This is a genomic window from Desulfovibrio cuneatus DSM 11391 (assembly GCF_000430005.1).
Lineage (GTDB): Bacteria > Desulfobacterota > Desulfovibrionia > Desulfovibrionales > Desulfovibrionaceae > Frigididesulfovibrio > Frigididesulfovibrio cuneatus.
In genome coordinates, this window is the sequence record NZ_AUCY01000019.1 from 62,540 (window position 1) to 85,112 (window position 22,573).

General features: G+C 53.4%; 16 protein-coding genes. 4 read left to right on the forward strand and 12 right to left on the reverse strand.

The window, feature by feature from the left end; genetic code table 11:
• Positions 1–8 precede the first annotated feature (8 nt).
• The gene (locus tag G497_RS0106000) at positions 9–719 is read left to right on the forward strand and encodes a 4Fe-4S dicluster domain-containing protein (RefSeq protein WP_027187482.1); all 711 of its coding nucleotides are present in this window, start codon (positions 9–11) and stop codon (positions 717–719) included.
• Between the two features lie 489 nt (positions 720–1,208).
• Here G497_RS0106000 and G497_RS0106005 read toward each other — a convergent pair whose 3' ends face one another.
• The 5 genes from G497_RS0106005 to G497_RS0106030 all read right to left on the reverse strand — a co-directional run bounded on the left by G497_RS0106005 (position 1,209) and on the right by G497_RS0106030 (position 6,632).
• Positions 1,209–1,712, reverse strand: a complete 504-nt coding sequence (locus G497_RS0106005) for a single-stranded DNA-binding protein (protein ID WP_027187483.1) — start codon at positions 1,710–1,712, stop codon at positions 1,209–1,211.
• A 12-nt stretch (positions 1,713–1,724) separates the two neighbouring features.
• Positions 1,725–2,117 carry a hypothetical protein gene (locus G497_RS0106010; protein WP_027187484.1) on the reverse strand — a complete coding sequence of 131 codons (393 nt, stop codon included), beginning with the start codon at positions 2,115–2,117 and terminating at the stop codon, positions 1,725–1,727.
• Positions 2,117–2,770 carry a hypothetical protein gene (locus G497_RS0106015; RefSeq protein WP_027187485.1) on the reverse strand — a complete coding sequence of 218 codons (654 nt, stop codon included), beginning with the start codon at positions 2,768–2,770 and terminating at the stop codon, positions 2,117–2,119. Before G497_RS0106015 ends, G497_RS0106010 begins: the two co-directional genes overlap by 1 nt.
• Positions 2,771–2,779: 9 nt before the next feature.
• Complete coding sequence (locus G497_RS0106020; protein WP_027187486.1) at positions 2,780–5,050, reverse strand: acetyl-CoA carboxylase; 2,271 nt, start codon at positions 5,048–5,050, stop codon at positions 2,780–2,782.
• Between the two features lie 163 nt (positions 5,051–5,213).
• On the reverse strand, positions 5,214–6,632 hold the full coding sequence (locus G497_RS0106030; RefSeq protein ID WP_034636884.1) for a biotin carboxylase N-terminal domain-containing protein: 1,419 nt from the start codon (positions 6,630–6,632) through the stop codon (positions 5,214–5,216).
• A gap of 86 nt (positions 6,633–6,718) precedes the next feature.
• Here G497_RS0106030 and G497_RS0106035 point away from each other — a divergent pair, with 86 nt between their 5' ends.
• Complete coding sequence (locus tag G497_RS0106035) at positions 6,719–7,558, forward strand: purine-nucleoside phosphorylase (protein WP_027187488.1); 840 nt, start codon at positions 6,719–6,721, stop codon at positions 7,556–7,558.
• 403 nt (positions 7,559–7,961) lie between these two features.
• On the opposite strand, the gene G497_RS0106045 is transcribed toward G497_RS0106035, so the two are convergent.
• Positions 7,962–8,633, reverse strand: a complete 672-nt coding sequence (locus G497_RS0106045) for an adenylate kinase (RefSeq protein ID WP_027187489.1) — start codon at positions 8,631–8,633, stop codon at positions 7,962–7,964.
• A gap of 252 nt (positions 8,634–8,885) precedes the next feature.
• Between G497_RS0106045 and G497_RS0106055 the strand changes: the two genes are divergently transcribed.
• Positions 8,886–9,584 carry a hypothetical protein gene (locus G497_RS0106055; RefSeq protein WP_027187491.1) on the forward strand — a complete coding sequence of 233 codons (699 nt, stop codon included), beginning with the start codon at positions 8,886–8,888 and terminating at the stop codon, positions 9,582–9,584.
• Positions 9,585–9,721: 137 nt separating this feature from the next.
• On the opposite strand, the gene G497_RS19035 is transcribed toward G497_RS0106055, so the two are convergent.
• From G497_RS19035 to G497_RS16975, 4 genes are read right to left on the reverse strand one after another with little or no spacing between them, the layout of a single operon-like run.
• On the reverse strand, positions 9,722–10,564 hold the full coding sequence (locus G497_RS19035) for a flagellar basal body rod C-terminal domain-containing protein (RefSeq protein ID WP_051257880.1): 843 nt from the start codon (positions 10,562–10,564) through the stop codon (positions 9,722–9,724).
• An 8-nt stretch (positions 10,565–10,572) separates the two neighbouring features.
• The gene (locus tag G497_RS19040) at positions 10,573–12,516 is read right to left on the reverse strand and encodes a protein-disulfide reductase DsbD family protein (protein ID WP_051257881.1); all 1,944 of its coding nucleotides are present in this window, start codon (positions 12,514–12,516) and stop codon (positions 10,573–10,575) included.
• Positions 12,517–12,576: 60 nt separating this feature from the next.
• Complete coding sequence (locus G497_RS0106070) at positions 12,577–13,938, reverse strand: sigma-54-dependent transcriptional regulator (RefSeq protein WP_027187492.1); 1,362 nt, start codon at positions 13,936–13,938, stop codon at positions 12,577–12,579.
• On the reverse strand, positions 13,935–15,812 hold the full coding sequence (locus G497_RS16975; protein ID WP_051257882.1) for an ATP-binding protein: 1,878 nt from the start codon (positions 15,810–15,812) through the stop codon (positions 13,935–13,937). Before G497_RS16975 ends, G497_RS0106070 begins: the two co-directional genes overlap by 4 nt.
• Before the next feature lie 314 nt (positions 15,813–16,126).
• Here G497_RS16975 and G497_RS19045 point away from each other — a divergent pair, with 314 nt between their 5' ends.
• Complete coding sequence (locus G497_RS19045; protein ID WP_051257883.1) at positions 16,127–16,720, forward strand: Spy/CpxP family protein refolding chaperone; 594 nt, start codon at positions 16,127–16,129, stop codon at positions 16,718–16,720.
• Between the two features lie 173 nt (positions 16,721–16,893).
• On the opposite strand, the gene G497_RS19050 is transcribed toward G497_RS19045, so the two are convergent.
• Together G497_RS19050 and G497_RS0106090 are read right to left on the reverse strand one after the other, a co-directional pair.
• Entirely contained in the window at positions 16,894–20,487 is a 3,594-nt protein-coding gene (locus G497_RS19050) for a response regulator (protein WP_051257884.1), read from the reverse strand.
• 300 nt (positions 20,488–20,787) lie between these two features.
• Positions 20,788–22,119 carry a hypothetical protein gene (locus tag G497_RS0106090; protein ID WP_156907957.1) on the reverse strand — a complete coding sequence of 444 codons (1,332 nt, stop codon included), beginning with the start codon at positions 22,117–22,119 and terminating at the stop codon, positions 20,788–20,790.
• Between the last annotated feature and the right edge of the window lie 454 nt (positions 22,120–22,573).

The window sequence follows — 22,573 nt, forward strand, 5'->3', positions numbered from 1 at the left end:
GGTGAACCATGGGTAAAATGATGTTCATCGACCTGACCCGCTGCACAGCATGCCGTGGGTGCCAGGTGGCCTGTAAGCAGTGGAAGAGCCTGCCGGGTGAAGCAACCCGCAATACCGGTACTCACCAAAACCCGCCGGACCTCAGTTTTAACACGCTGAAGCTGGTGCGTTTTTCAGAACCTAAAGTAGATGGGAAATTGCACTGGTTGTTTTTCCCGGATGCCTGCCGCCACTGCCTGGAACCCCCCTGCATGGGCCAGGCAAACCTGGACGATGAAGGTGCTGTGATTCAGGACGAAGCCACTGGCGCTGTCATCTTCACCGATAAAATTGCCAATGCCGATGCGGAAGCTGTGCGTACTGCTTGTCCTTATGACATTCCCCGTCCTGAAAAAGACGGGAAAATGTCTTCCAAGTGCGACTTTTGCATAGACCGTATTAGCAATGGCATGAAACCTTCCTGTGTGCATGTGTGCCCCACGGGCTGCATGAACTTTGGCACGGAAGAAGAAATGCGGGCCCTTGCCAAAACACGCCTGGAAGAAGTGAAAAAACACTACCCACAGGCAACCCTTGGCAATGACGACGTGCGGGTTATGTACCTGTTCGCTGTTGACCCTAAAAACTACTCCTATAACGCCGTTGCGGAAGCGGCCCCCACCGGGCCCATGACACGGCGCGAAGTGTTTGCCAGCCTTGCCGGCAAACCCAAGGCATAGGCGAAACGCTGATTTATTCCGTTTGACGGCGTTACTTTCTCCGCTCGGGCTTCGTGGAAATGTGCGTGTGGCAAAAGCCACACGCACCCTCCGCGCCTCGCTCCACGGCTCGCTAACGCTCGCGACTGCCGTCGGCTTTAGTGAAATGGGGCAAGACAGGAGGAGCCCACCCCTCTCGTAAAATAACCTTGTGCCTTGCCAAACAAAATAACTGAGCGCTTCCCCTGTGCTTTATACTCATTGATTGTTCATTATAGAAAACCCCTGGCAATAGATGTTGCCGGGGGTTTTATGTATACGTATTCATTTGCTACTTGGGGAGGAGTCTTTTTCAGAAAATAGCCATATTTAGTATGGACTTGGGAACTCTGGTTTTTTTCGTTTGGCAAGGCACGAAGTATTTTCTGAAAGGGCGGCTGGACTCTTTGGTCCTGCCCCCTTTCAAAAAATGCAAGTAACGCCGCCAAACGGAAAAAGACAGTGTTCCCCTTAAAATGGTACGTCGTCCATGCCACTGGCTTCCGAAGGGAAGGCAGGGCCGAGGTCCTCCATGGGGTCTTGCTGGCGTTGCTGCTGGCGCTGTTGCGGTGGGCGCTGCTGCTGTGGCGGACGGTTGCTGGGGGCATCATAACCGCCAGTGTCTGGGCCATCGCCGCCGCCGCTTTGGCCTTTACGGTCCAGGAACTGGACGCGGTTGGCCTTAATTTCCGTGGAATAGCGGTCTTGGCCTTGCTGGTCTTGCCATTTGCGGGTTTGCAGGCTGCCTTCCACAAATACAAGGCTGCCCTTGCCAAGGAAGTTGGCGCAGTTTTCTGCAGCACGTTGAAATACGACTACCCGGTGCCATTCCGTGCGGTCAACCTTGTTGCCGTCTTTATCCACGTATGATTCATCGGTGGCAATATTCAGGTTGGCAATGGGTATGCCGGAAGGGGTATATTTCAATTCCGGGTCACGCCCGAGCCTGCCGATAATCATAACCTTATTCAGCATGGTATTCTCCTTTTACCGGGCAGGGGCTACTTCCTGAACGGTTTTTTCAAGAAGGCTTAAGGCCTCTTCAATGGTATCTGTTAACTGGAACGCTGTTTGGGCATTACGCTCTGCCAGGGCTGCCTCAAGGGCTGCCACAGCGGTGCGCACAGGGGGCAAGCCAGTATCCAGGGCTTTGCGCTGTGTCTCTTCAAGTTCACCAAATTGGAACAGGTCTTCAAGGCGGGCTGCCAGTTCCAGCACCCCCCGGTTTTGGGTGGGGGCTGGCTGGCTGCGCTTGTTTTTTCCTGCAATGGTAAACCCTTCATCTGGGTAAGCCAGGGCATACAGGGCAGGCCATGTTTTAGGCACATCTTCTTCCCTGTAGGTAATTGCACTTACCCGGATGAACAGGATTTTACCCATTATTCACGTTCCTTCCATTCCATTTGTACGCGGGTTACCACATCTTCCACCTGGGTGATAAGGTCTGGCGGGCACACGCCAATAAGGGCCTGGCCAGTATCCACGTTTTGGTTGTGATTAAAATACACGGCATAAATAACCCCTTCCGGGCCGGAATAGCGCAAGGGCGCTTCCCGCTTCATACGGGACATGATGAAGATTTCTTCACCGTCGCGCACGGAAACTGCCTTGGGGCCAGACACCTTGATTTTTATGTCCACTGCGGGCACAAAATAGTATTTAGCCCGTTCCGGGGCAAGGTACAGGTGCAGGGCCTGCTTCAGAATTTGTTCCAGCACTTCTTCTTTGGAAAGGAAGTGGCGGTACCGAACCAGTTCCACGCCTGCTTCCACAAAGGAACCCTGGAGTTCTGTATTCAGCCATACCACTTCCCCTTTTTCCGGGCAATGAATGTTTTTTTCATTGCGTTCTCTGTCCAGGGTGGCCAGCAGGGAGCCTGGTTTTTCTTTCCAGGTGCCCATGGGCCCATGCAGCTGGGTGCCAGGGGCAAGCCCTTCCGGAAGGGTAAGCACGCCAGTATGGGGGCTGGTAATGGTAAGCTCTTTGTAAGGAGAGGCTTTTATTTTTTCAAGTACTGCGCTGATATCAAGCATGGTCGTTCCTTAACGATAGTACAGGTTGCGGCCGCCCATGGTCATAAGGGCCTGGTGCAGGTTAAAGCGCATTTCCCGTCTATCCCAGATGCCCTGGATGTGACCGCGCTCCAGCGCTTTATACACGTTGTGGTAGTGGGGTGGCACCTGCACACCCGTGGTTTCCGTAATAACGCCGGGGCCAGCAAAACCTACGTTGGCAGAGCGAATACCAAATTGGTAAGGGGAGCAGCCAAGGAAGCTGGCCACCGGCCCTGCATAGGAATTGGTGTCGTAAGTCACCATGTACAGGCCACCAGCGTCAATGTAGCGGCGCACAGCCATGGTACAGCGCGGCATTTGAATTACGCCGTTGGTGCCTTCCTGAATGCGAATGCCGGCGGTGCCGTGTACATACGCCAGGAAGGGGTAGCGTTTGCGCTTGGCCCGTTCCGCTGCGCGAATGAACTTTTCGCCTTCCGCTGCACCCACGGTGCCCCCGCGGAATGCGCCAGTGAGCATGGCCACCACCATTTTTACGTCATTAATCTGGGCCTCAAAAGTCATGCAGGCGCTTTTCATGCCTGTTTTTCTTTTGGCTTCAGCAAGTTTTTCATCCATGCCGGGCATACTCAGGGGGTTGCCTGCTTCCATGTGTGCGTCAAACTCATAGAGAGAGTTCTTGTCAAACACGTTGTGCAGGTACCACTGGTGCTCCATGGGGAAGTGGTGCCCACAGTTGGGGCACACCCCGGCAAATTCACCAAACAGGTCAGGTGCCCAAATGTCCAGGCAGCCATGCACTGTGGCGTTGGGGCAGGTTACGGCGCGGTCTTCCTTTGCCCGGCGGCTTACCCAGGCCCAGTTGCCACCCCGTTGTTCCTGGGTGTCGTTCCACTCGGAAAGTTCGGTGAGCTGGCGGGCTGTGTCGGCATTTACCTGTTCACCAGAGCCAAGCACCTTGGCTATCACGTTGCGTACGGGGTTGACCAGGCGTTCAAAAAATAAACGCCATTCTGATTCAATTTCCCCGGCAATTTCGGAAAGCTTTTGCTGGTGTTTGTGCAGCATGTGGTAGCGGATGTGGGAAACCATTTCCGCTGTGAATTCCTGCCAGCGCGTTTGCATGCGCTCCCACAGGGGGGTGCTGTCGGGGGCGGCATTGCGGGAAAGGGCCCGGAATTTCGCATGGCGCTTGTTTATAAGGCGCACCTTGGCGTTGCTGGAAAGGCTCCAACTGACGTAGGTTTTTTCAAAATCAATACCGCTTTTTGCGCGCCGTTCGCGCGATTTCAGCGCGATGGTGCGGTAAAGGCCGTTGCCACGAATGCCGAGCACCACTTCATCTGTGGCGCGTAGCACTTGCTGGCGCAGGGTGCGGAAAAAGTCGTAATGGTGTGGCCGGGCACCCAGGGAAGGTTCTTGTACAATCCTGTCAATGTAGCCCATGCGCAAGTTGTCTTGTGCGGTAATGTGCATGCGCATGGCACATGCTTCCACCAGTTCTTGCCCTGCACGCTGGCCTGTGCGCAGTCTTCCTTCAATGGCGGCAGCGCCTTCCGGGGAAATAACGGAATAATAGCCGTGGGAAAGCATCAGGCGTTTGTCTGCAAGGCCAATGGCTTCCGCACCGCCAGAACCACCTTCGGAAAAAATGGCCACCACTGGTACCTGGAGTGAAGACATTTCATACAGGTTGGCAGCAATTTGCTGGGCTGCACCGGGGGTGTCTTCAATGGGGTAGGAGCCAGGGGTGAACACATAGGTGTGCACGGGAATGTTTTCCGTTTCGGCCACCTTCATGTAGTGCAGCGCCTTGGCGTTGCCCCAGGGTTTTACAGAGCCACCGTTGCGAAATTCTTCGCCATGGCCCTTTTCCTGCCCAATAACCATTATGGACTGGTTGACGGTTTTTTTACCGCGGCGGCGGGAAATGTATGCCCGTGCAATAACCATGGAAGGGTCAATGGAATGTTCGTCCATGCTGCCGATTTCCGTGTAGTTGTCGTACACGTTTTCAAGAATATCGCGCAGGCATATGCGTTGCGGGTGGCGCACAATGCGAACTTTGTCCATGGCGGTAAGGCTGGTTTCCAGTTTGTTTTCAACAAACACAAACAGGTCTTCCAAGTCTTGCACCAGTTTGCGGCGTTTTTCAGGGCTAAGGTGCCCCTCTTGCTGGCGCACGTCGGCCATTTTCGATTCCAGAAGGGAAAGGCTCTCTTTCTGGGTAGAACCGAAGATATCGCGAATGTACGTGAGCCGTTCGCTCAGGTGCTGGATTTTCTTTTCTGTTTCCATCAGGTACCTGGTGGTTGGGGTGTAGGGTGTACCTTTGCATTTATATGGATGCCCTGCAAAGGGTTACGCCACTTACAGTGTGTGGCTTTCAGGGGGCGCCCCCCAAAGCCATTGCCTGTGCAGGCTAAGTGGTTGGCTTTATGCCGCACAGGCTGGGGTATTTTTAAAACAAGAGAATATGGGGTGTTTTGTTATGCAAAAAGGCTATGTTAGACTTCATACCTTCCCCTGCCTGGTTTGCCCCCTCTAAGGTGAGGTTGTCCAGAAAGTTCAGGCCACGCAGCCGTACTTCTGCAAGGTCATTGCCCCACACAATGCCAAGGGCAAGGTTGGGGTCAAATTCTGTAGGAATGTCGTAAGGCTGGTCTGTGGGCACATGGGTGTGCATGGTGAGCCAGTCTTCCTGTTTCCAGTCAAACTTGGTAATGCGGCCCACCCAGGGGGAAAACCTATTTTCCGGCGCTTCCGCAATTATGCGGTATTCAATGCCCACGCCTTCAAACGTGATGTCTTCCTGGTTATAGCCAATGGGTTCGCCAAGGCCACAGCGAATCTGTTCCTTGATGATGTTTACCCCGGCCTGGCCCTTAATACGTGAAATGGCAGCAGAAACGCCGTTTTCCACCTGAATGCGGGTGTTTACTTCCATCAGGTAGGGGGTGCCATCGCGGGCAACAATCCATTCCCAGGTACCCACGTTGTCGTATTTCACTTCACGGGCCATGGCAAGGGAGTGGGCGGTAATGTCGTCCAGCACCTTTTGGGCGTCAAAGCTGTAGGAAACGGCAGAAGGGTCGAACCCCGGGGCGACTTCCACCCGCTTTTGCAGGCCAGTACTTTGAATGGAGCAGTTACGGGTGCCAAAGTGAACAATGTTGGCGCAGCCGCGTTCTGCCAGAATTTGCACTTCAAGGTGGTTGAAGTCACGAATGCGCTGTTCAATGAGTACGCCTTCGTCTTTAAATTGCCGTGCAGCATAGTTGCGAATACGGCGGTACACGGAGCGGAACAGGTCAATGTCGTGTACTTCTTCAATGCCCATGCCGCCGCCGCCAGCGGAAGCTTTTACCAGCACCATGGGGCTTTCAATACCTTGCTGGCGCTGGAATTCATACAGGCTGCGGGCAATTTTTTCGGCTTCCAGTTCATCATAAATAGGCTTGTCTGAACCGGGAACAGTGGGTACACCTAAGCTGCGGGCAAGACGTTTTGTATTGATTTTATCCCCAAGTTCGCGGATAACCCGCCAGGAGGGGCCAATAAAAATGAGCTTTCTGTCCCGCTGGGATACACGGCGGGCAAAGCGGTAGTCTTCTGCAAAAAAACCGTAGCCAGGGTGCACGGCTGTGGCTTCGGCATCGTCTGCCACGGCCAGCAGTTCGTTGGCATCGTGGTAAGAAGAAACGCGGTAAAGCGATTTCTTGCCACCTTTTTCACGCGCAAGGCGCACATGCCCGGAGGCAGCGTCTTCCGCCGTGTGGATGCAAACAAACTCAAGGCCCAGTTGTATGCAGGCCTCAACAATACGCACCGCAATTTCACCGCGGTTGGCAACAAGAACTTTGTGGTTGGTAATGCTCACCAGTGGTTTCCTGCTTCTTTTCGTTTTATGGTCAGGGAGTAACTCCCCCTTATGCGGGGGGCAACGCTGTAACAGGTAGGCACTTTATGCAAAACCTGAAAAAAGTCCAGATGTGTATTGATCGAATTTTTTCCCAACTGCCGCAGGGGTTTATTCCTGCCGTTGGCGTTGTGCTTGGAACAGGCCTTGGTGGTGTTGCCGAAGCCCTGGAAAGTGCCTTGGCTGTGCAGTATGCCAGCTTAACCGGATTTCCGCAATCAAAGGTTGCGTCCCACGCCGGAAGATTTTTGTTTGGCACGGTAAATGGCGTGCCTGTGGTGTTACAGCAGGGCCGTTGCCACTTATATGAAGGGTATTCCCCGGCGGAAGTCTGTATGGGGGTGCGGGTTATGGCCGGGCTCGGCATACATACCCTTGTTATTACCAACGCCGCAGGGGCCATTAACCCCCACTTTGCCATGGGTAATATTATGCTTATTGAAGACCATATAAACATGACAGGCAAAAGCCCCCTTACTGGCGACAATGAAGCGGCCTGGGGGCCACGCTTTCCTGACATGAGTGCCCCTTATGACGCAACCCTTGCCACCCACCTGGAAGGCACAGCCCTTGGCCTTGGCATGCGCCTTGAAAAAGGTGTGTATGTGGGCATTCAGGGGCCGCAGCTTGAAACGCGGGCAGAAACACGCATGCTGCGCGGGTTTGGGGCAGACGCTGTGGGTATGTCTACCGTGCTGGAAGTGATTGTCGCGCGGCACATGGGGCTGCGTGTGGCTGGCCTTTCCTGCCTGACCAACAAGAACCTGCCGGATTGTATGGAAAAAGCTGAGCTTGATGATATTATTCATGTGGCAAATCAGGTAGGGGGAAAGCTGGGGACATTGCTGACCGCCGCCTTGCCTGCCATGGCTGCACGGCCAGCCTAGGGAAACGCTGCATTCTTTGTGTTTGGTTTTTGGCGTGGTACGTTGGTAAAACTAGCCTTTTTCGCGAATGCTGTGTTGGCGGCGAATTTTCCGTCAGGGCAGACCGTGAGGTCAGCCCCTTGGAAAATCCGCCGCCGCCTTGCCTGCACAAAAAATTCTATCATTTCACCAACGCCCCGCCCAAGCACAGCCCCCTTGCTCGTGTCGTGAGCGCGCAAAGCCGCGTCCCGACCCTCGCAACGGCTTCGCTATTTAAGAGCATCGCATAGAACAGTGAGCTGAATTGGATTTACACTATATAATCGAATGAGCCATGTTTTGCGCCAGTAAAAACTCCCCTGTGCCTTCACGGTACAGGGGAGTTTTTCGGAAATGCCATGAGGCAGAATAAATCAGGGTTTCCCTAAGCGAGTTTGGCCAGCAGTGTATCCCGAATCGAATCAATGCTGCCTTCGCCGTTCAGTTCAACGTAGGTAGTTTTGCCTTTGCCAGCCAGGTCTTTATAGAAGTAAGCGGCTGCCAGGGTACCTGTTTTGTCATCGTAGTAAATGTCGTGGCGCTTGTTAATGGCACCTTCGTCCTGGTCGTCGGAACGGGCGGAAAGGGCACCACCGCACACGCGGCATTTGTCGCCATTGGGTTTAATGGCATCAATAAAAATATTGTTAGGGTGGTTATTGTCGTTTTCGCACAGGCGGCGGCCCATAATGCGGTTTTTGGCCACTTCGCGGGGCAGTAAAATTTCAATAACATAATCAAGTTTTATGTTGGCACTTTGCAGGGCGTCCCACAGTTTTTGGGCCTGCACCATGTTGCGGGGGAAGCCGTCTAGCAACCAGCCGTTAGCGCCGCGGGTTTTCAGCGTTTCCAGCACCATGGGAATGGTAATGTCGTCGGGCACAAGGTCGCCGCGGTCAATAAACTCTTTAGCTTTTTTGCCAAGTTCAGTGCCGCCGCCAATGTGCTCTCTGAAAATTGCGCCGGACTCAATGTGAGCGACATTATACTTGTTTTTTACAAGGGCCCCTTGGGTGCCTTTGCCACTGCCGTTCGGCCCAAAAATCAGAATGTTCATGTGTGCCTCCATGTTAATTAGTTCACAATCTATTATCCTGCTGCAACAGGCCTGTCAATTCATCTGCCCCGGAATTTTTCATGTGCGACGTGCCGGGTAACCTGTTTGGATGATTTATGAACATGCTTCTTGTGTATAATGTCAAGTAGCGCAACGGGCGAATGGGGTACCATATCTTCTGTATTGCTTCTTGCCATTTTTCCCTTTAATGGAAAGGACAACAACAATTTTTCCTGGTGAAGGAGTTCCCCCATGTATTCTGCTATACGCTATGTGCTGGTGGCCCTGTTTTGCTACGTTGCCTTTGGAGCATGGGGAGCGGTGCAGGCCGCTTTGCCGCAGTACAACGGACCTGAGGAAAATGAGGGCGGTTCTGTTATCTGCTTTCGCGATGAAGGGGCTACTGCCTATATAATTGACGCCCCGGAGGGCTGGGTTACGGAAGCGGAGAATGACCCGGATGGGCCGTGTGTGTACTTTTTCCAGAAGGGGAAAGCGTTTGAGGAGGCTCCGGCGGTTATCTTTCCGCAACTGTTGCCAGCACGCCAAGTGGAAGACCCTGTGGCCGCTGAGGTGGAATTTTCTCAGGGGTTGTTGCGTAAGCAAGGTGGCATGGGGGTGGTGCGGGCAGGGGATAATATTGTTTTTGGTGAAAATGAAAAACGCATGGTCTGGAAAATGCGTTACTTTGAAGATTTGCCCTTGCGGTACAAACAGCAGCTTGTGGCCTACCATGAAGGTAAGGGTGTTCTATTGCTCCTTGTGCTTTCCGGGTTGACCAAGGAAGATTTGGCTGCCCATGAGCCTGCCCTGCGTGCGAGTATGGCCAGCGTATTGCCCATGAAGCTACAGCGCGCAAATGCAGCAAGCCAGAAAAATGGCAGTGTTCCGGTGGAGGCAGCGCCTGTTCCAGGAGAATCCGCCAGGAACAAGAAAAACAGGATGCCCTAAAATAGGCATAGGCCCAGGAAATAACGCAGGCCTTTTTTACGGCAAACACAGTGTATATGTACTGTGTTTGCCATAAAAAAGGCCTGTTTTGTTATGATTCTTGAGAATTTTTGTCAGGCACAAAATTTTTGCGGTGACTATACCCGTGTGTTCAGCAAAGCGTTTGTCATTTCATCTTGCGTTTGAATGACAGCGGCATTGCTGCTGTACATAAATTCCGCAGTGTACAGGGAAAGAACTTCACGCACCACATCCGTGTTGCTGCCTTCAGTCACTGTGGGAACACTTCCTGCCAGTTGAGGCGTCAGGTTGTTTTGCCCCTGGGCGGCTTGTGTGCTGCTCAGGGTTTGATTGAACTGGGCCTGGTTATAAAGCGCCTGGGTATATGCCTGGTTGGCCATGTTTTGCGCAAACATGGCCTGTTCATACATGGTCTGAATATATGCCTGATTGTACATGTTTTCATTGTACTGGGCTTGTTCGTATAAGGCTTGGTTGTACTGCGCTTGGTCGCGTAATAACATATCCTGTTGCGTCTGGTCCGCCAGAACCTGATCTTGCTGCACTTGGCTTAACAACAGTTGGTTCTGGCTCAGTTGGGCGTTCAGTTCTCTATTGTCCAGTACCTTGTTGTCCAGCATTTGGTTGTGCAAAGCCTGGTTGTACTGTGCTTGATTATCCCGCACCAGGTTGTCTTGTTCCTGGTTATATAACGCCTGCTCGCGCTGCGCCTGCTCTTGCAGCGCCTGACTGTACAGGTTTCTGGCTGTATCGGAAATGGAGCTGATAACAGCAGGCCCAAGGGAACTGCTCTGGCTGATGCTGGCAACCTGTACGCCCTGGTTCTGTGGCCCGGATGTAAGAACGACATAACTGGCATTGAAGCCATTGGTGTTGCTGTTGGCAATGTTATTGGCTGCTACTTGTGTAATAACGCTTGCCGCTTCAAGGGCGGAAAGGGATGTGTAGTAACCGTTCATAACGCCTCCTACTTGTCGAAAGCTGCCTTCATAGCGTTTTTCAGCTGGCGGGTGGTGACAATGTCACGCAGCACCACTGGCTTGTGGGCGTTTTCCCCTGCGGGAAAAAGGGCAATAAAAGGCAAGCTTTTGCTTCCCAGTTCTTCCAGCAGGGCAAATCCCTGCTCATCGAATCTGGTAAGATCTACTCGTATAGTACGCATTTTATAGCGTTCGCGCAAGCGGTTCATGTAATCTTTCTGTAAGGTGGTGTGTTCCAGCACTTTGCAGTTGGGGCACCAGTCTGCTGTAAATTCCAGCATTATAGGTTCCTTTCCCAGTATTTCGGTAAGCAGGGCAACGGAAAATGGCTCCCATTCCATGTCTTTATGCAAAGTGCCCTGGGCAAAATAAATGGAACCACCCAGCACAATGACCGCTGTGGTGCGGGCAAGAACCCGGCGCATGGTGCTGGCGTGTAAGCTGCCAATTTGCCCCCAAAGCCATGCGGCAAAAGCAATGCTGACCAGAATAATTAAGTAGCCGCTGTGCCATTCCGGGGGGAGCATCATCATGAAATAGGCCACGGCTGCCATAAGCATGAAGCCCACAAGCTGTTCCAGGCGTAAAGTCCATGCCCCGGGCTTGGGGAGCAGGTTGATGAGCCGCGGGGAACATACCATGGCAAGGTAGGGCAGGGACATGCCCACGCCCACGGAAAAAATGGTGGTAATAAGCACGCCCGTGGGCTGGCGAATGGCCCAACCCAGTACCCCCCCCATAAGGGGGCCGCTGCACGGGGTGGCCAGCAGGGTGGCAAACAGGCCACTGGCAAAGGCTTGCCAGTGCGGGGTGCCCCTTTCGGCAACCTTAAGGTTGAAAATGGGCAGGGTATACACATCAAACATGCCAAGGCCAAGCAAAAAGAGGATAAGCCCCATAATGGCCACGGCCACCGGGTTCTGGAACATTTCGCCCCATACCCAGCCTGCTGTGCCCAGCATGATGGCAAGAAAGCCGAACCAGGTAAGAATGCCAAGGGCAAAGAGCAGGCTGTGTATGCGAAATGCCTTGGCTTGCTCCTTTTTGTTCTTCATGGTGGTTACAGCCAGCAGGGCGCTGAACTTCAGGCTGATAACAGGCAGAACGCAGGGCATGAGGTTCAGAATAAGCCCGGCAGCAAGGCCAAACAGCAAGGCCTGCCATACCCCGGTTACTTCCAGGGCTGCTAAATGAAAGCGCGGCTCCAGGTGGGCCCCAAGAACATACTGGCTGTTTTGTGGTTCGCCTGCTGCATCGTTGCCAAAAAAAGCGTTCAAGCCAGCATTATTTGTTGCTCCAATCACGGGTTCCGGCCGCACATGCAATGCTGGTGAAAGGTCTTTAAGTCCAAGGGGCACAGGTTGCCCCTTTTGCCATGCTTCAAACCAGGGGGCCTGTTGCACCGGGGGAAAGCTGATTTCGGGCGTGATTTCCAGCGGGGGAAAGGTGTAGGTGAATGGCGAGCAACTGGCGGCAGAGCAGAACAGGCCGCTTACACTCAGTTCTGCCGTGCCACCTGCGGGGGGCACGGTGACTTCTGCCAGAAAGGTCGTGGCCGTTGGGTAAATGGCTTCGCTGCTGTCATCAACCCCTGCAAGCAGGGTTGCAGCATGGGCAGTACTTTTTTTGAGCACAGGGGCCGGGCGGAACAGCAGGACATTGGCTGCGGCGTTGTTTTTGCCCGTGGCTGTTGCTTTTACGGTGGTGGGCAGGCCCTGTTTGCTTTTGGGGCCATAAAAATAGCTCATGTCAGGGGGAACAACCGTTATGGCAGCCACAATACGCTGTTGGGGGGGGGTATCTTTTCCCGCAGCTTTTGTATTTTGGGCTTGGGGCACGCTGTACACGCGTAACGAAGCATGCCCACTTTCTGCCGCCAGGGCGGGCATGGTTAATAGCCAGGAAAAAAGAATGCCAAGAAGTATTCGCATGGTTCGTCCAGTTGATTTCAGTGTGCAGCATGGCAGAAAGGGTGTCGTTGCCGTGCATGCTTATTCAAGTTTATAGCGGGAAACTTTGGTGTGCAGGGTTTTGCGGGTAATGCCAAGCCTGCGGGCCGCTTCGCTTTTGTTGTTGCCAGTGTTTTCCAGCGCCTCTTGTATGGCAAGGCGTTCCAGTTCTTCCAGGGTAAGGTTGCCAGGCATCTTGTTCAGGGGCATGTCTTGCGACTGTTCCTGCACAAGGTGGGGGGGGAGTTCGCGTTCGGTAATGGTGTCGCCTACCAGCAAAACTACGGCCCGCTCCATCACATTTTCTAATTCCCGCACGTTGCCCGGCCACTGGTAGCGAATAAGCCTGTCCAGCGCTTGTGGCGTAAACCCCAGGAGATATTTATGGTTTTTTTCCGCAAACAGGCGGGCAAAAAAGTCTGCCAGCAGGGGCACGTCGCCTTCACGGTGGCGCAGGGGGGGCATGGGCAGGCTGACAACATTCAGGCGGTAATATAAATCTTCCCGGAACCTGCCTTCCTGCACTTCTGTAACCAGGTTGCGGTTTGTAGCCGCAAGAATGCGTACGTTTACGGGTACGGGCTTGTCGCCCCCCACGGGTTGTACTTCCCGTTCTTGCAGGGCGCGTAGCAACTTAACCTGCATGGAAAGGGGCATTTCGCCTATTTCATCAAGAAACAGGGTGCCCCCGTTGGCAGCGGCAAATCGTCCTTCGCGCCGTTTGTCTGCCCCGGTAAATGCGCCTTTCTCATGGCCAAACAGTTCCGATTCCAAAAGACTTTCCGTAATGGCTGCGCAGTTTACGGCAATAAAAGGTCCGTTTTTGCGTTCGCTGGCAAGGTGAATGGCTTTTGCCATAACTTCTTTGCCAGTGCCAGATTCACCGGTAATAAGTAGGGTGGCTTCAGAAGGGGCAATGGCCTGGGCCAGGGTAACGGCTTCCTGCATGGCTTTGCTGCGACCAATGATGGTATTATGCCCTAATTTCTCCTGCAAGGAAAGGCGCAAGTTCTTGTTTTCCTTTTCCAGCTCCCGCTGGGAAAAGATACGTTCAAGTGTCAGTTTAAGTTTGTCAAAATCAAGCGGTTTGGTGTGGTAATCATAGGCACCTCCCTTCATGGCTTCTACTGCGGCCTCCACATTGGAATAAGCAGTCATGATAAGGATGGCAATAGCCGGATTGTGTTTTTTTATGTGCCCTAGTGCTTCAAGCCCCGACATGTTGGGCATGCGAACATCCATCAGCACAAGGTCGAAGGGGGTTTCTTTGCAGGCCGCAATGGCTTGTTCGCCATCGGCAACGCCCTGGGCTTCATAGTGCCAGTCGTGTAGCAGCAGTAGCAGCATGTTGCGGTGGGCATCGTCGTCGTCTGCCACAAGAATGCGAATGGGGGCGTGTTTCATGAAAAATTCTCCGGGGCCATGGTGTGCTGGGCGCCCTGGGTTAATGGCAGGGAAATGGTAAAGGTGGAGCCGTTACCAGGGGTGCTTGTGGCATGCAGGGTGCCGCCATGCTTGGTGATAATGCCGCTGGCAATGCTCAGGCCAAGGCCTGTGCCTGCGGCTTTTGTGGTAAAATATGGGGAAAAAATGTGCTGCATGGTTTCGGCATCCATGCCGTGCCCTGTGTCGTGCACGCGCACGATTACGTGCGGGTCTTTGCCCCTTGTCCCCATGCTGTGGCTTCCCATGCTTTGGCTGCCCATGTGCAGCCCGGTGCTTATGGTGACTGTGCCGCCCACCGGGGTGGCTTGCACCGCATTGAGCACAAGGTTAAGCAAGGCTTGGGTAAAGCGTTCTCCATCCAGGGGAATATCAGGCAGGTTTTCCGCAGGTTCCGCCTTCAGGGTTATCTGTTTCCCCTGGGCGTCCAGCTCTGCCAGGCGCAGGGTTTTGCTTATGATGTGGTCAAGAGATGTGGGGGTCAGGTTCAGGTTGTTGGGGCGGGCAAACGCCAGGAGTTCGGAAACAACCCGGTTCAGTCGTTCCACTTCCTGAATGAGTATTTTTGCTGTTTCTTTGGCCGGGTCTTGGGGGCTAAAACGGTTGCTGAGCAGCAAGGCAAACCCTTTTATGGAACTGAGGGGGTTACGAATTTCATGGGCAACCCCTGCTGCCAGGGTGCCCAGGGCGGAAAGGCGTTCATTGCGGCGCAGTTGTTCTTCAAGCTGTTTTACTTCGCTCAAATCGCGCAGCACAAACACATAACCCAAGGGCTGGCCTGCATCGTCAGTAATTTTCCCGGCAGAAAGGCTGATGGGAATTTCATGGGCTGCGCTGGCAAACAGACCTTCTTGTTCCAGCAGGGATTCATCGTTATCCAGGGCTGCCACAAGCTTTTGCCAGTTTGCCCCATTATAGGCAGCCAGCTTTGTGCCCAACAGGGCACCAGGGCCTTCCGCTGCCCCCAGCAGCGGGGGAATAAAGCGATTGTAACGGGTAATGGTGCCTTCCTGGTCAACGGTGAGCAAACCCACAGGCAGGCTGTTGATTACTTCTTCGGCCAGGGCCTGGGTGTTTTGCAGTTGCCTGCGGGATGTTTGGTATTTATTGGCCCAAAAAATGGCCAGCACCCCACCAAAGGCGGCCAGGGCCAGGAGCAAGGCGTTGAGTACCGTTGCGTGGTGTTCGGCTGCCAGGGCCTTTTCGAACGTTTCCATGGTAAGCCCCACCACAATAATCAGCTCATCCCCTTGGGGGGCCTCCTGTGGCTCATTTTCCTGCATATGCATTTCTTGCATGTCGCGCATGCGCATGTGCCGCATACGCATAGGGGGGCGCAGAATGGATGTGGGTGTGAAAATTTTATACACCTCAAATACCCTTCCGTAATCATTGGTCACCATACGGGAAAGAGAGGTGTTGCCTGCTTCGAGGGTTTTGAGGGTGGCGGGGGAATACAGTACGGAACCTACAAGTTCCGGCTTGCTATGGGCCACAATAACCCCGTCACTGGTAACAATGGCTATGTAGGTTATTTCAGGCTGTTTTGCTATTTCAGCAAACAGTTGTTTGGGTATGTTTGCCCGGTAGGTTTCCCCCCGTACGTTTCGGGCGGCACTTTCCATGGCCCATATAATCATATCAGCCCTGTCTTGCAGCAAGGCTTCCATTTGTGCGGTTTGGTGGCGGGTGTTGCCCACGGTAAATACAGCCACAAGTGCTGCAATAATGGCTGCAATGCCCAGGGCCGCCCAGGAAGGAAACAGGGAGGTTGCCGTGTTGGCAGGGGGTGTATGGGCCATGGCGGGGCCGGGCTGGATTTGGTTTTGGCGCATGCCATCTCCTTGGTGCTGTGCCTGTGTTGTCCTCATGTGTAACTTTTTTATACAGGCAGGGCAACAGGTGGGTAATTGGGTTACAGGTGCATGAACTGGGTATTGATTAGGGGTTTTCTTTTTTGCATAGTAAATTCAATGTGTTGCCAATCATTATCTAGTTTGGCACGCCCTTTGCTTTACTCCAGGCAACACGGTAACGCTCTGGTTGCAATGTTTGTGCCCATGTAGTGTTCCCCTGTGGGAGAAGGCTCCCCCAATTTTTTTGATAATAGCACGCCATAATGCCGTGCACCTAAAAAGGAGATACAGTAATGAAAACACTTACAGCCAGCGCTTTGGTAGCAGCCCTTGCCTTAACAGCTTTTGTGGGATTTAGTGGTAATGCAGAAGCCCGCCGTGGCAATGGTATGGGTTATGGGCATGGTCAGGCACAGAATATGCCTGCCCTTACCCAGGAACAACAAGATAAATTGAAGGCCATTCAGGAAAACCACTGGAAGCGGATGACCCCAATTCAGGACAAAATGCGTACCCTGCATGCCGAAATGAACCTGGAATACACCAAGGCTGACCCTGATACCAAAAAAATTACAGCACTTTCCCAGGAACTGGGTACCCTGCAAGGGCAAATGCGTATTGCCCGGATAGAACTTGATAAAGAAATGAAGGCTGCAGGCTTGCCCGCTTGGGGCCGTGGCATGGGCCAAGGCGGCATGGGTGGCGGCATGGGCCAAGGCGGCATGGGCCAAGGCGGCATGGGTGGCGGCATGGGCCAAGGCGGCATGGGCCAAGGCGGCATGGGTGGCGGCATGGGCCACGGTGGCATGGGTGGCGGCATGGGCCACGGTGGCATGGGTGGCGGCATGGGTGCTGGCATGGGTGCTGGCGACTGCCCCAGAATGTAATGCCATTTACCACAGCGCGTGTAGGGTTACTGCCCTGCGCCTGAAACAGAGCATTGCTTTGAAATAAGTACAGCAATACAAAAGGGCTACCTAATAAGGTGGCCCTTTTGTATTGCTGCTGTAAGAGGGAAGATGCTCCAAAAAGCACGCAAAAAGTAGTGTTGCAATGGTCTTTATTTTGTGTGGCCGGGCGTTTCCTTCTGGCGCAGGGCATGGAGTATTCCCGGCAAAATTCGTTGCAAGGCATTCAGGTTTGCCGCAGGAATAACACCGCGTACCAGGTCTTTTTCAATGCTGGCAAGGAGTCTGTTCACTACAACGTCTTTGGCACCCTGAATTATTGGGGCTACCTGGCATAACAGCAGGTGGGCTTTGGTGGCGTTGCTGGCTTCGGCTGCGGCATAGAGCTGGGTGATGGTTTGCTGGAGCTGGGCAGTGGTGGTAATGCCAGTGTTGGGTTCCTGGCTGGCAATACCCTTTTGCACAAAGCGGGCAAGGCAGTGGTACAGTTCCTGGGGATTAATGGGCTTTGTAATGTGGTCATTCATGCCAGCCGCAAGGCTTTTTTCTGCATCGCCCACCATGGCATGGGCTGTCATGGCAACAATGGGCAGCTTGTGGAAGCGTTCCTGCTGGCGCAAAATCCCTGTGGCCGTAATGCCGTCCATAATGGGCATTTGAATGTCCATAAGCACAATGCTCACGGTGTTGGTTTCCAGAAATGCAATGGCTTCTTGCCCATTAGCTGCCACGTGTACCACCATGCCTGCCTGTTCCAGCAGTTCTTTGGCAATAAGCTGGTTCAGCTCGTTATCTTCAGCAAGCAGTACATGTACGCCCTGCAAGAGTTCTTCTGGTGGTGTTTTATTTGGTTGCATGGCCATGGAAGGCGTAAAGGCAGACTTGCTGCGGAATACTTCCATAATGGCGTCGTACAGGGTGGACTGGGTAACGGGCTTGATGAGCACTGTGGAAATGTCTGCATTTTTTGCAGCATCGTGCAGGGATTGCTGGTCGTAGGCTGTGGTCATAATAACCAGTGGAGGTGTTTTGGGTGCCAGCACTTCACGTAACATGCGGGAGGCAGCAAGGCCGTCCAGCCCAGGCATTTTCCAGTCCATAATGACCAGGTCGTACAGGGCAAAATCAGCCGTTGCTTTCACCATTTCCACGGCCTGTACCCCTGATTCTGCCAAATCAATGTGCTTGCAGCCAAGGGAAAGCAGCAGTTCACGCATTATTTGCAGGGCAAGGTTATTGTCGTCTACCACCAGGGCGCGTACATCGCGGAACTGTTCTGGCCAGCGGCCTGCGCGGTGGTCTTCCTGGGCCTTGCCAAGGCGGATGGTAAAAAAGAAGTTGGAGCCTACATCTGGTGTACTGATGCAGTCAATAACCCCGCCCATTTGCTCTACCAGACTTTTACACAGGGCAAGGCCTAGGCCTGTGCCCCCATACTTGCGGGTTGTGGAAGCATCTGCCTGGGAAAAGGCTGAAAACAGCTTCTGCCGCTGTTCCGGGGTAATGCCAATGCCGGTATCGCGCACATCAAAGCGCAAAATAAAGCCGGTTTCTTGTTCTTCCACCAGGGAAACACCAATGGAAACTTCCCCTTGCTGGGTAAATTTAACAGCATTTGTGCCCAGGTTGGTGAGCACCTGTTTCAGGCGCAGGGGGTCGCCCACACAGCGGCGGGGAATGGTGGGGCCAATGGAAATAACCAGTTCCAGCCCTTTTTGGTGGGCTTTGGTGGCAATCAGGTCGGAAGCGGCGCGCATGACATCTTCCAGGTAAAAATCGATAGCTTCCAGTTCCAGCTTGCCGGCTTCAATTTTGGAAAAGTCAAGGATGTCGTTAATGAGTTGCAACAGGGTTTGGGCGGCAGCGTCTATTTTTTGGGTATAATCGTACTGGCGTGGGGGCATTTCCATTTGCAGCAGCAAGTGGGTCAGCCCGATAATGGCGTTCATGGGGGTGCGAATTTCATGGCTCATGTTGGCTAAAAAATCGCTTTTTGCCATGTTTGCCTGATGGGCCTGGGTGGCAAATTCGTTGGCCAGTTCGGCTGCTTCTTCAAACTGCTTGTTGCTGGCCCGCAGGGCATTGGTTGTTTCTTGCAAGGCGGCAGCGGTTGCCCTTGCCTCTGTAATGTCCAGGCTGGTGCCGTGCACTTCCAGCAGGTCGCCATGGGGGGAATATAAAAACTTCCCGGCGGAACGTACCCAGCGCCTTTTCCCGTTTTTGCAGATAAAGGCGCTTTCCATGTCATGGAAAAAATTGTCCTGCTCATTGGCGGGGGTAAGGGGCTGGGGGAGCGCGTCTGGAAACAGCAAGCCCCAGGGGTTGCCAATTATTTCCTGTTCCGTATACCCGCTTACATTTTGTAACCGTTCAGAAACGTAGGTAAAACACAGGTTACTATCCAGCGTCCACAGCATTTCTCCTGTGGCTTCAGCCACCACCTGGAACCTGTCCTGGCTTTTCTTCAAGGCTTCGTCGGTGGCGTTTTTATTAATGGCTGCGCCAATAAGCATGGTGGCTGTTTGCAGCACTTCTTCTTCAATGGCAGACCAGCGCACTTCTGCGGTTTCTGCTGAAAAGGCCACAAACCCCCACAGCTTGTTGCCGTGCTGCACCGGGGCGGTAAGGGTGGAATAAATGCCCCGCTTTTGCAGAAAGCTGCGTTCAGGCTCGTCCAAGTAATCAATTCTGCTATGCACGGGGGTGCCATGGGCCAGTTGGCGGGTCAGGTTGGGGTATGCCTCTGCCACGCGGCAAAATTCACCAGGTTTTCCTGCCTGGGGGGTCTTCGTATCTCTGCCCCAGTAGTAAACAAGCCGGGCAATGGGTTCCGCCTGTCCGTTGATTTTTTGTTCGTCGTACTGCCAAATGGCAATGCGGTGGGCCTGGGTTACCTTTTGTAAAAGGTGCAGCACTTGGGCAATGGCCGAGCCAAAGTTGTTGGTGCCTGCCAGCAGTTGCTGGGCAATGTGGGCGGTGGCCGTTAGCAAATGGTTGCGCCGGGCCAGTAAATGTTCTGCTGTTGTGTCCAGGGCAACGGTCATTATGCTGGTGAATTCGTCATGACTGTCTGTGAAGGGGTGAACTTGGGCATTAAACCAGTATGAGTTGCCTTCCCTAGAAAGAACAAAGTCGCGGCTGAGCTTTTCCCTTGTTTGCAGGCTTTGCAGCAGCATTTGGGTGAATGGTCCGGCACTGTCTGGGTCGTTGAGTTCGACAAGGGTTTTTCCCAGCAATGCGCTGGCATCTTTCCCATAAAATTTGCGGGCATAGTCATTGGCTGCCAACAGCTTGCACTGGGTGTCGCGCAGGGTAATTATTCCGGGGAATGCTTCAAAAATATGCTGTACATTGGCATACACCCCTTCGCTGAACCAGTACTGGCAGCATTCAAAGCACACGGCAGCAGTGCCTGTTTCCGGGGAGCAGCAAATAAGTTCCAGGGTAACCTGCACGGAGTGGTCATTCTTGTCGTACATAAGGGTGACAACCTTAACAGGTGCTTCAGGCGGGGGGCATGTGGTGCTTGTTGCTGCGGCACATGCTTCAATAATGGGGTCAAGCCAGTGAGCTTTGGGGGAAAAGCAACTGGCCGCAGTGTTTTTAGGGTGGCGTGTGCCCACAACTTGTGTAAAATAGCCATTCCAATCTACAACTTCTTTTTTCTTCACATCAAGAATGAAGGCGGGGTATTTGGACATGCCCAGAAGTTTTTGCAGCATGAAAGGCGAAGCGTGTGCAGACATGGGATATCCTTATAGCAGCAGGACCTATACAAGATTCGTAAGAGGGTCAAATTGTATTCCAGCGCATCCTGTAGTGAATGGCCTATACCTACTACTGCTATGGTAGCGCAGGTAATGATTTGAAGTCAATGCTGGGCTTTCTGTATAAAGAAAGACCGTTGCAAAATTGTGGTTTGCAGCGGTCTTAGAGCATGTACTACTTGAAATAGTCGCTTAATGGCGAGTAAATCTCGCTTTATGGCAGAACAATAAACTCATTTCATTCGTGAATTGGCTAAGCCTGGAGCTTACTAACAGGTGTTAGCGCAGCTTCAAAACGTCTTTGTAGCTGCCAAGGGTAAGCTTGGGCAAGGCTGCTGCGGGTTTTGACTTGGGCGTGGGTGCCTGTTTTTCGTCTTCCTGGTCTGCTGGGTCTGCTGTCAGGCCAAAGGGGGCCAAGTCGGCATTGGCATTTTTCAGGCGGTGGGCCAAATCGCTGGAGGCTATCACCAAATCTGCTTCTGGTGGGGGAATGCCAAGCAGCTTTGCCACCATGGGGTCTTTGGGGGGCTTTTTTGCCTCCTCTTGCGGGGTTGTTGCGTTGGCCAAAGGGGGCTTCCCTGCCGGGGGGGCAGGGGGAGCTGCTTCTGCCATGGGGGCATTGGCAGAAGCGTTTGCTGCGGGGGCAAGAGGCTCTGAAGGCACAGGTTTGCCTGCTGCTGGCGCTGTGCTGTTCGCCGTTGCCACAGGGGCTACAGGCTGTTGCAATGCTTCTGCCTGTATGGTGGCGTTTTGTTCCTTGCCTGGGTTGCCCGTAGCGGTTTGTTCCTGGTGGGCGCTTTCTGGCTGGGCACTTTCTGCCTGGCTCTGGGGGGGGGCGGCGGCTTGTTGCGTTGCCGTTTCAGGGACTGAGGGTTGGGGGGGCTGGGAGGCTTCCCTGTTGGGTTGTTCTGCCGTTTTTTCTTCTTCCTGCTGGGCGGCAGCGCCGCGGCCTGTGCCTGTAGTGTTGCCACGCAGCACATTCATAAAATCGCTTCCTGTTTCTCCGGCCAGGGCAAACAGCGCTCCGTTGGAGGCGCGTAGCACCGTAAGGGGCACGGTGCCGCCATGAATGCCTGCATACACAGGACGGGTGCCTTGTTCAATAACAATCCAGCCGTCTTTTTCACCTGTTGCACCCAGGGTGCCGTTTTGGGTGTTGTGTTTTTTTTCCTGAGTAGCGTTGCCCCCCTGTGCTGGCTGTTTGGGGGTGGTCGTGCGCTTTGCTGCGGCGCTTTGCTGGGCCGTGTTATTTGTAGCTGGTTTTGTCGTAGATTTGCCTGCGGGGCGTGCCGGGGTGGAAGATGCAGGGGAATGAGCACGGCTTGTGGCGTTCTTTTTGAAAGAGGCGGCATTTTTTGCCGATGTGGCGCTTGGCTGTACCGCCGGGCCTTCTTCCATAGCGGAAGGGCCTGGGACGGTTGCAGTGGCATTGCCTGCTGTGCCAGCTAGCGGGGCATTGCCCGCTGTGTCCGGCAGTGTGGTATTGCTTATTGTGTCAGGCTGGGTGGCATTGGCTACAGTGCCTAGCAGAGTTGCGTTATGCGGCGCTGGTTGTAGTTCTTCTACTGTAGCCTGGGGGGCCTGTGCTTCAGGTTGCGCTGCGCATGTCAAAGATGCTCCCCAAAAAGGAGCTCCAAGCATAAGCAATACAGAAAGTGTGGGCGGGCAGCGCATAGTGTATCCTGAATTCACAAGCAGTAAGGCCGTAACAGGTTGTATCGTATGTGGGGTTGTCGCATACACAGGGAATCTTATGTGGCCCCTTGTCAAGTCAGCACAAGATTGTTTTGTATTTTGCCTTTCACTTCATTAGAAAAGCCTTTAATATTAGTTTGTTGTGTGTAGCCGTAGCCTGTTAATAGTAATAGCAGTATCTTATTCGAGCCTGGTGCTCAGTGTATCATTCGATACGGAGGGTTTTGCGCATTTTGACGTAGCAGCCAAGCTGCATCCCTGCGTCGCGCCTTTTCCCTGTTCAGTGTGCTGCAGGCACACCGTCTACTGTGAAGAAGCCCGATAGGGCCGTTGTTCCACAGAGATTCGCCAAAGTACCAATAAAAATTTG

Excerpts from the sequence above, each read along its gene's own strand:
- G497_RS0106000 (WP_027187482.1), top strand. The coding sequence starts at position 9 with ATGGGTAAAATGATGTTCATCGACCTGACCCGCTGCACAGCATGCCGT.
- G497_RS0106005 (WP_027187483.1), bottom strand. The coding sequence starts at position 1,712 with ATGCTGAATAAGGTTATGATTATCGGCAGGCTCGGGCGTGACCCGGAA.
- G497_RS0106010 (WP_027187484.1), bottom strand. The coding sequence starts at position 2,117 with ATGGGTAAAATCCTGTTCATCCGGGTAAGTGCAATTACCTACAGGGAA.
- G497_RS0106015 (WP_027187485.1), bottom strand. The coding sequence starts at position 2,770 with ATGCTTGATATCAGCGCAGTACTTGAAAAAATAAAAGCCTCTCCTTAC.
- G497_RS0106020 (WP_027187486.1), bottom strand. The coding sequence starts at position 5,050 with ATGGAAACAGAAAAGAAAATCCAGCACCTGAGCGAACGGCTCACGTAC.
- G497_RS0106035 (WP_027187488.1), top strand. The coding sequence starts at position 6,719 with ATGCAAAACCTGAAAAAAGTCCAGATGTGTATTGATCGAATTTTTTCC.
- G497_RS0106045 (WP_027187489.1), bottom strand. The coding sequence starts at position 8,633 with ATGAACATTCTGATTTTTGGGCCGAACGGCAGTGGCAAAGGCACCCAA.
- G497_RS0106055 (WP_027187491.1), top strand. The coding sequence starts at position 8,886 with ATGTATTCTGCTATACGCTATGTGCTGGTGGCCCTGTTTTGCTACGTT.
- G497_RS19035 (WP_051257880.1), bottom strand. The coding sequence starts at position 10,564 with ATGAACGGTTACTACACATCCCTTTCCGCCCTTGAAGCGGCAAGCGTT.
- G497_RS19040 (WP_051257881.1), bottom strand. The coding sequence starts at position 12,516 with ATGCGAATACTTCTTGGCATTCTTTTTTCCTGGCTATTAACCATGCCC.
- G497_RS0106070 (WP_027187492.1), bottom strand. The coding sequence starts at position 13,938 with ATGAAACACGCCCCCATTCGCATTCTTGTGGCAGACGACGACGATGCC.
- G497_RS16975 (WP_051257882.1), bottom strand. The coding sequence starts at position 15,812 with ATGCGCCAAAACCAAATCCAGCCCGGCCCCGCCATGGCCCATACACCC.
- G497_RS19045 (WP_051257883.1), top strand. The coding sequence starts at position 16,127 with ATGAAAACACTTACAGCCAGCGCTTTGGTAGCAGCCCTTGCCTTAACA.
- G497_RS19050 (WP_051257884.1), bottom strand. The coding sequence starts at position 20,487 with ATGTCTGCACACGCTTCGCCTTTCATGCTGCAAAAACTTCTGGGCATG.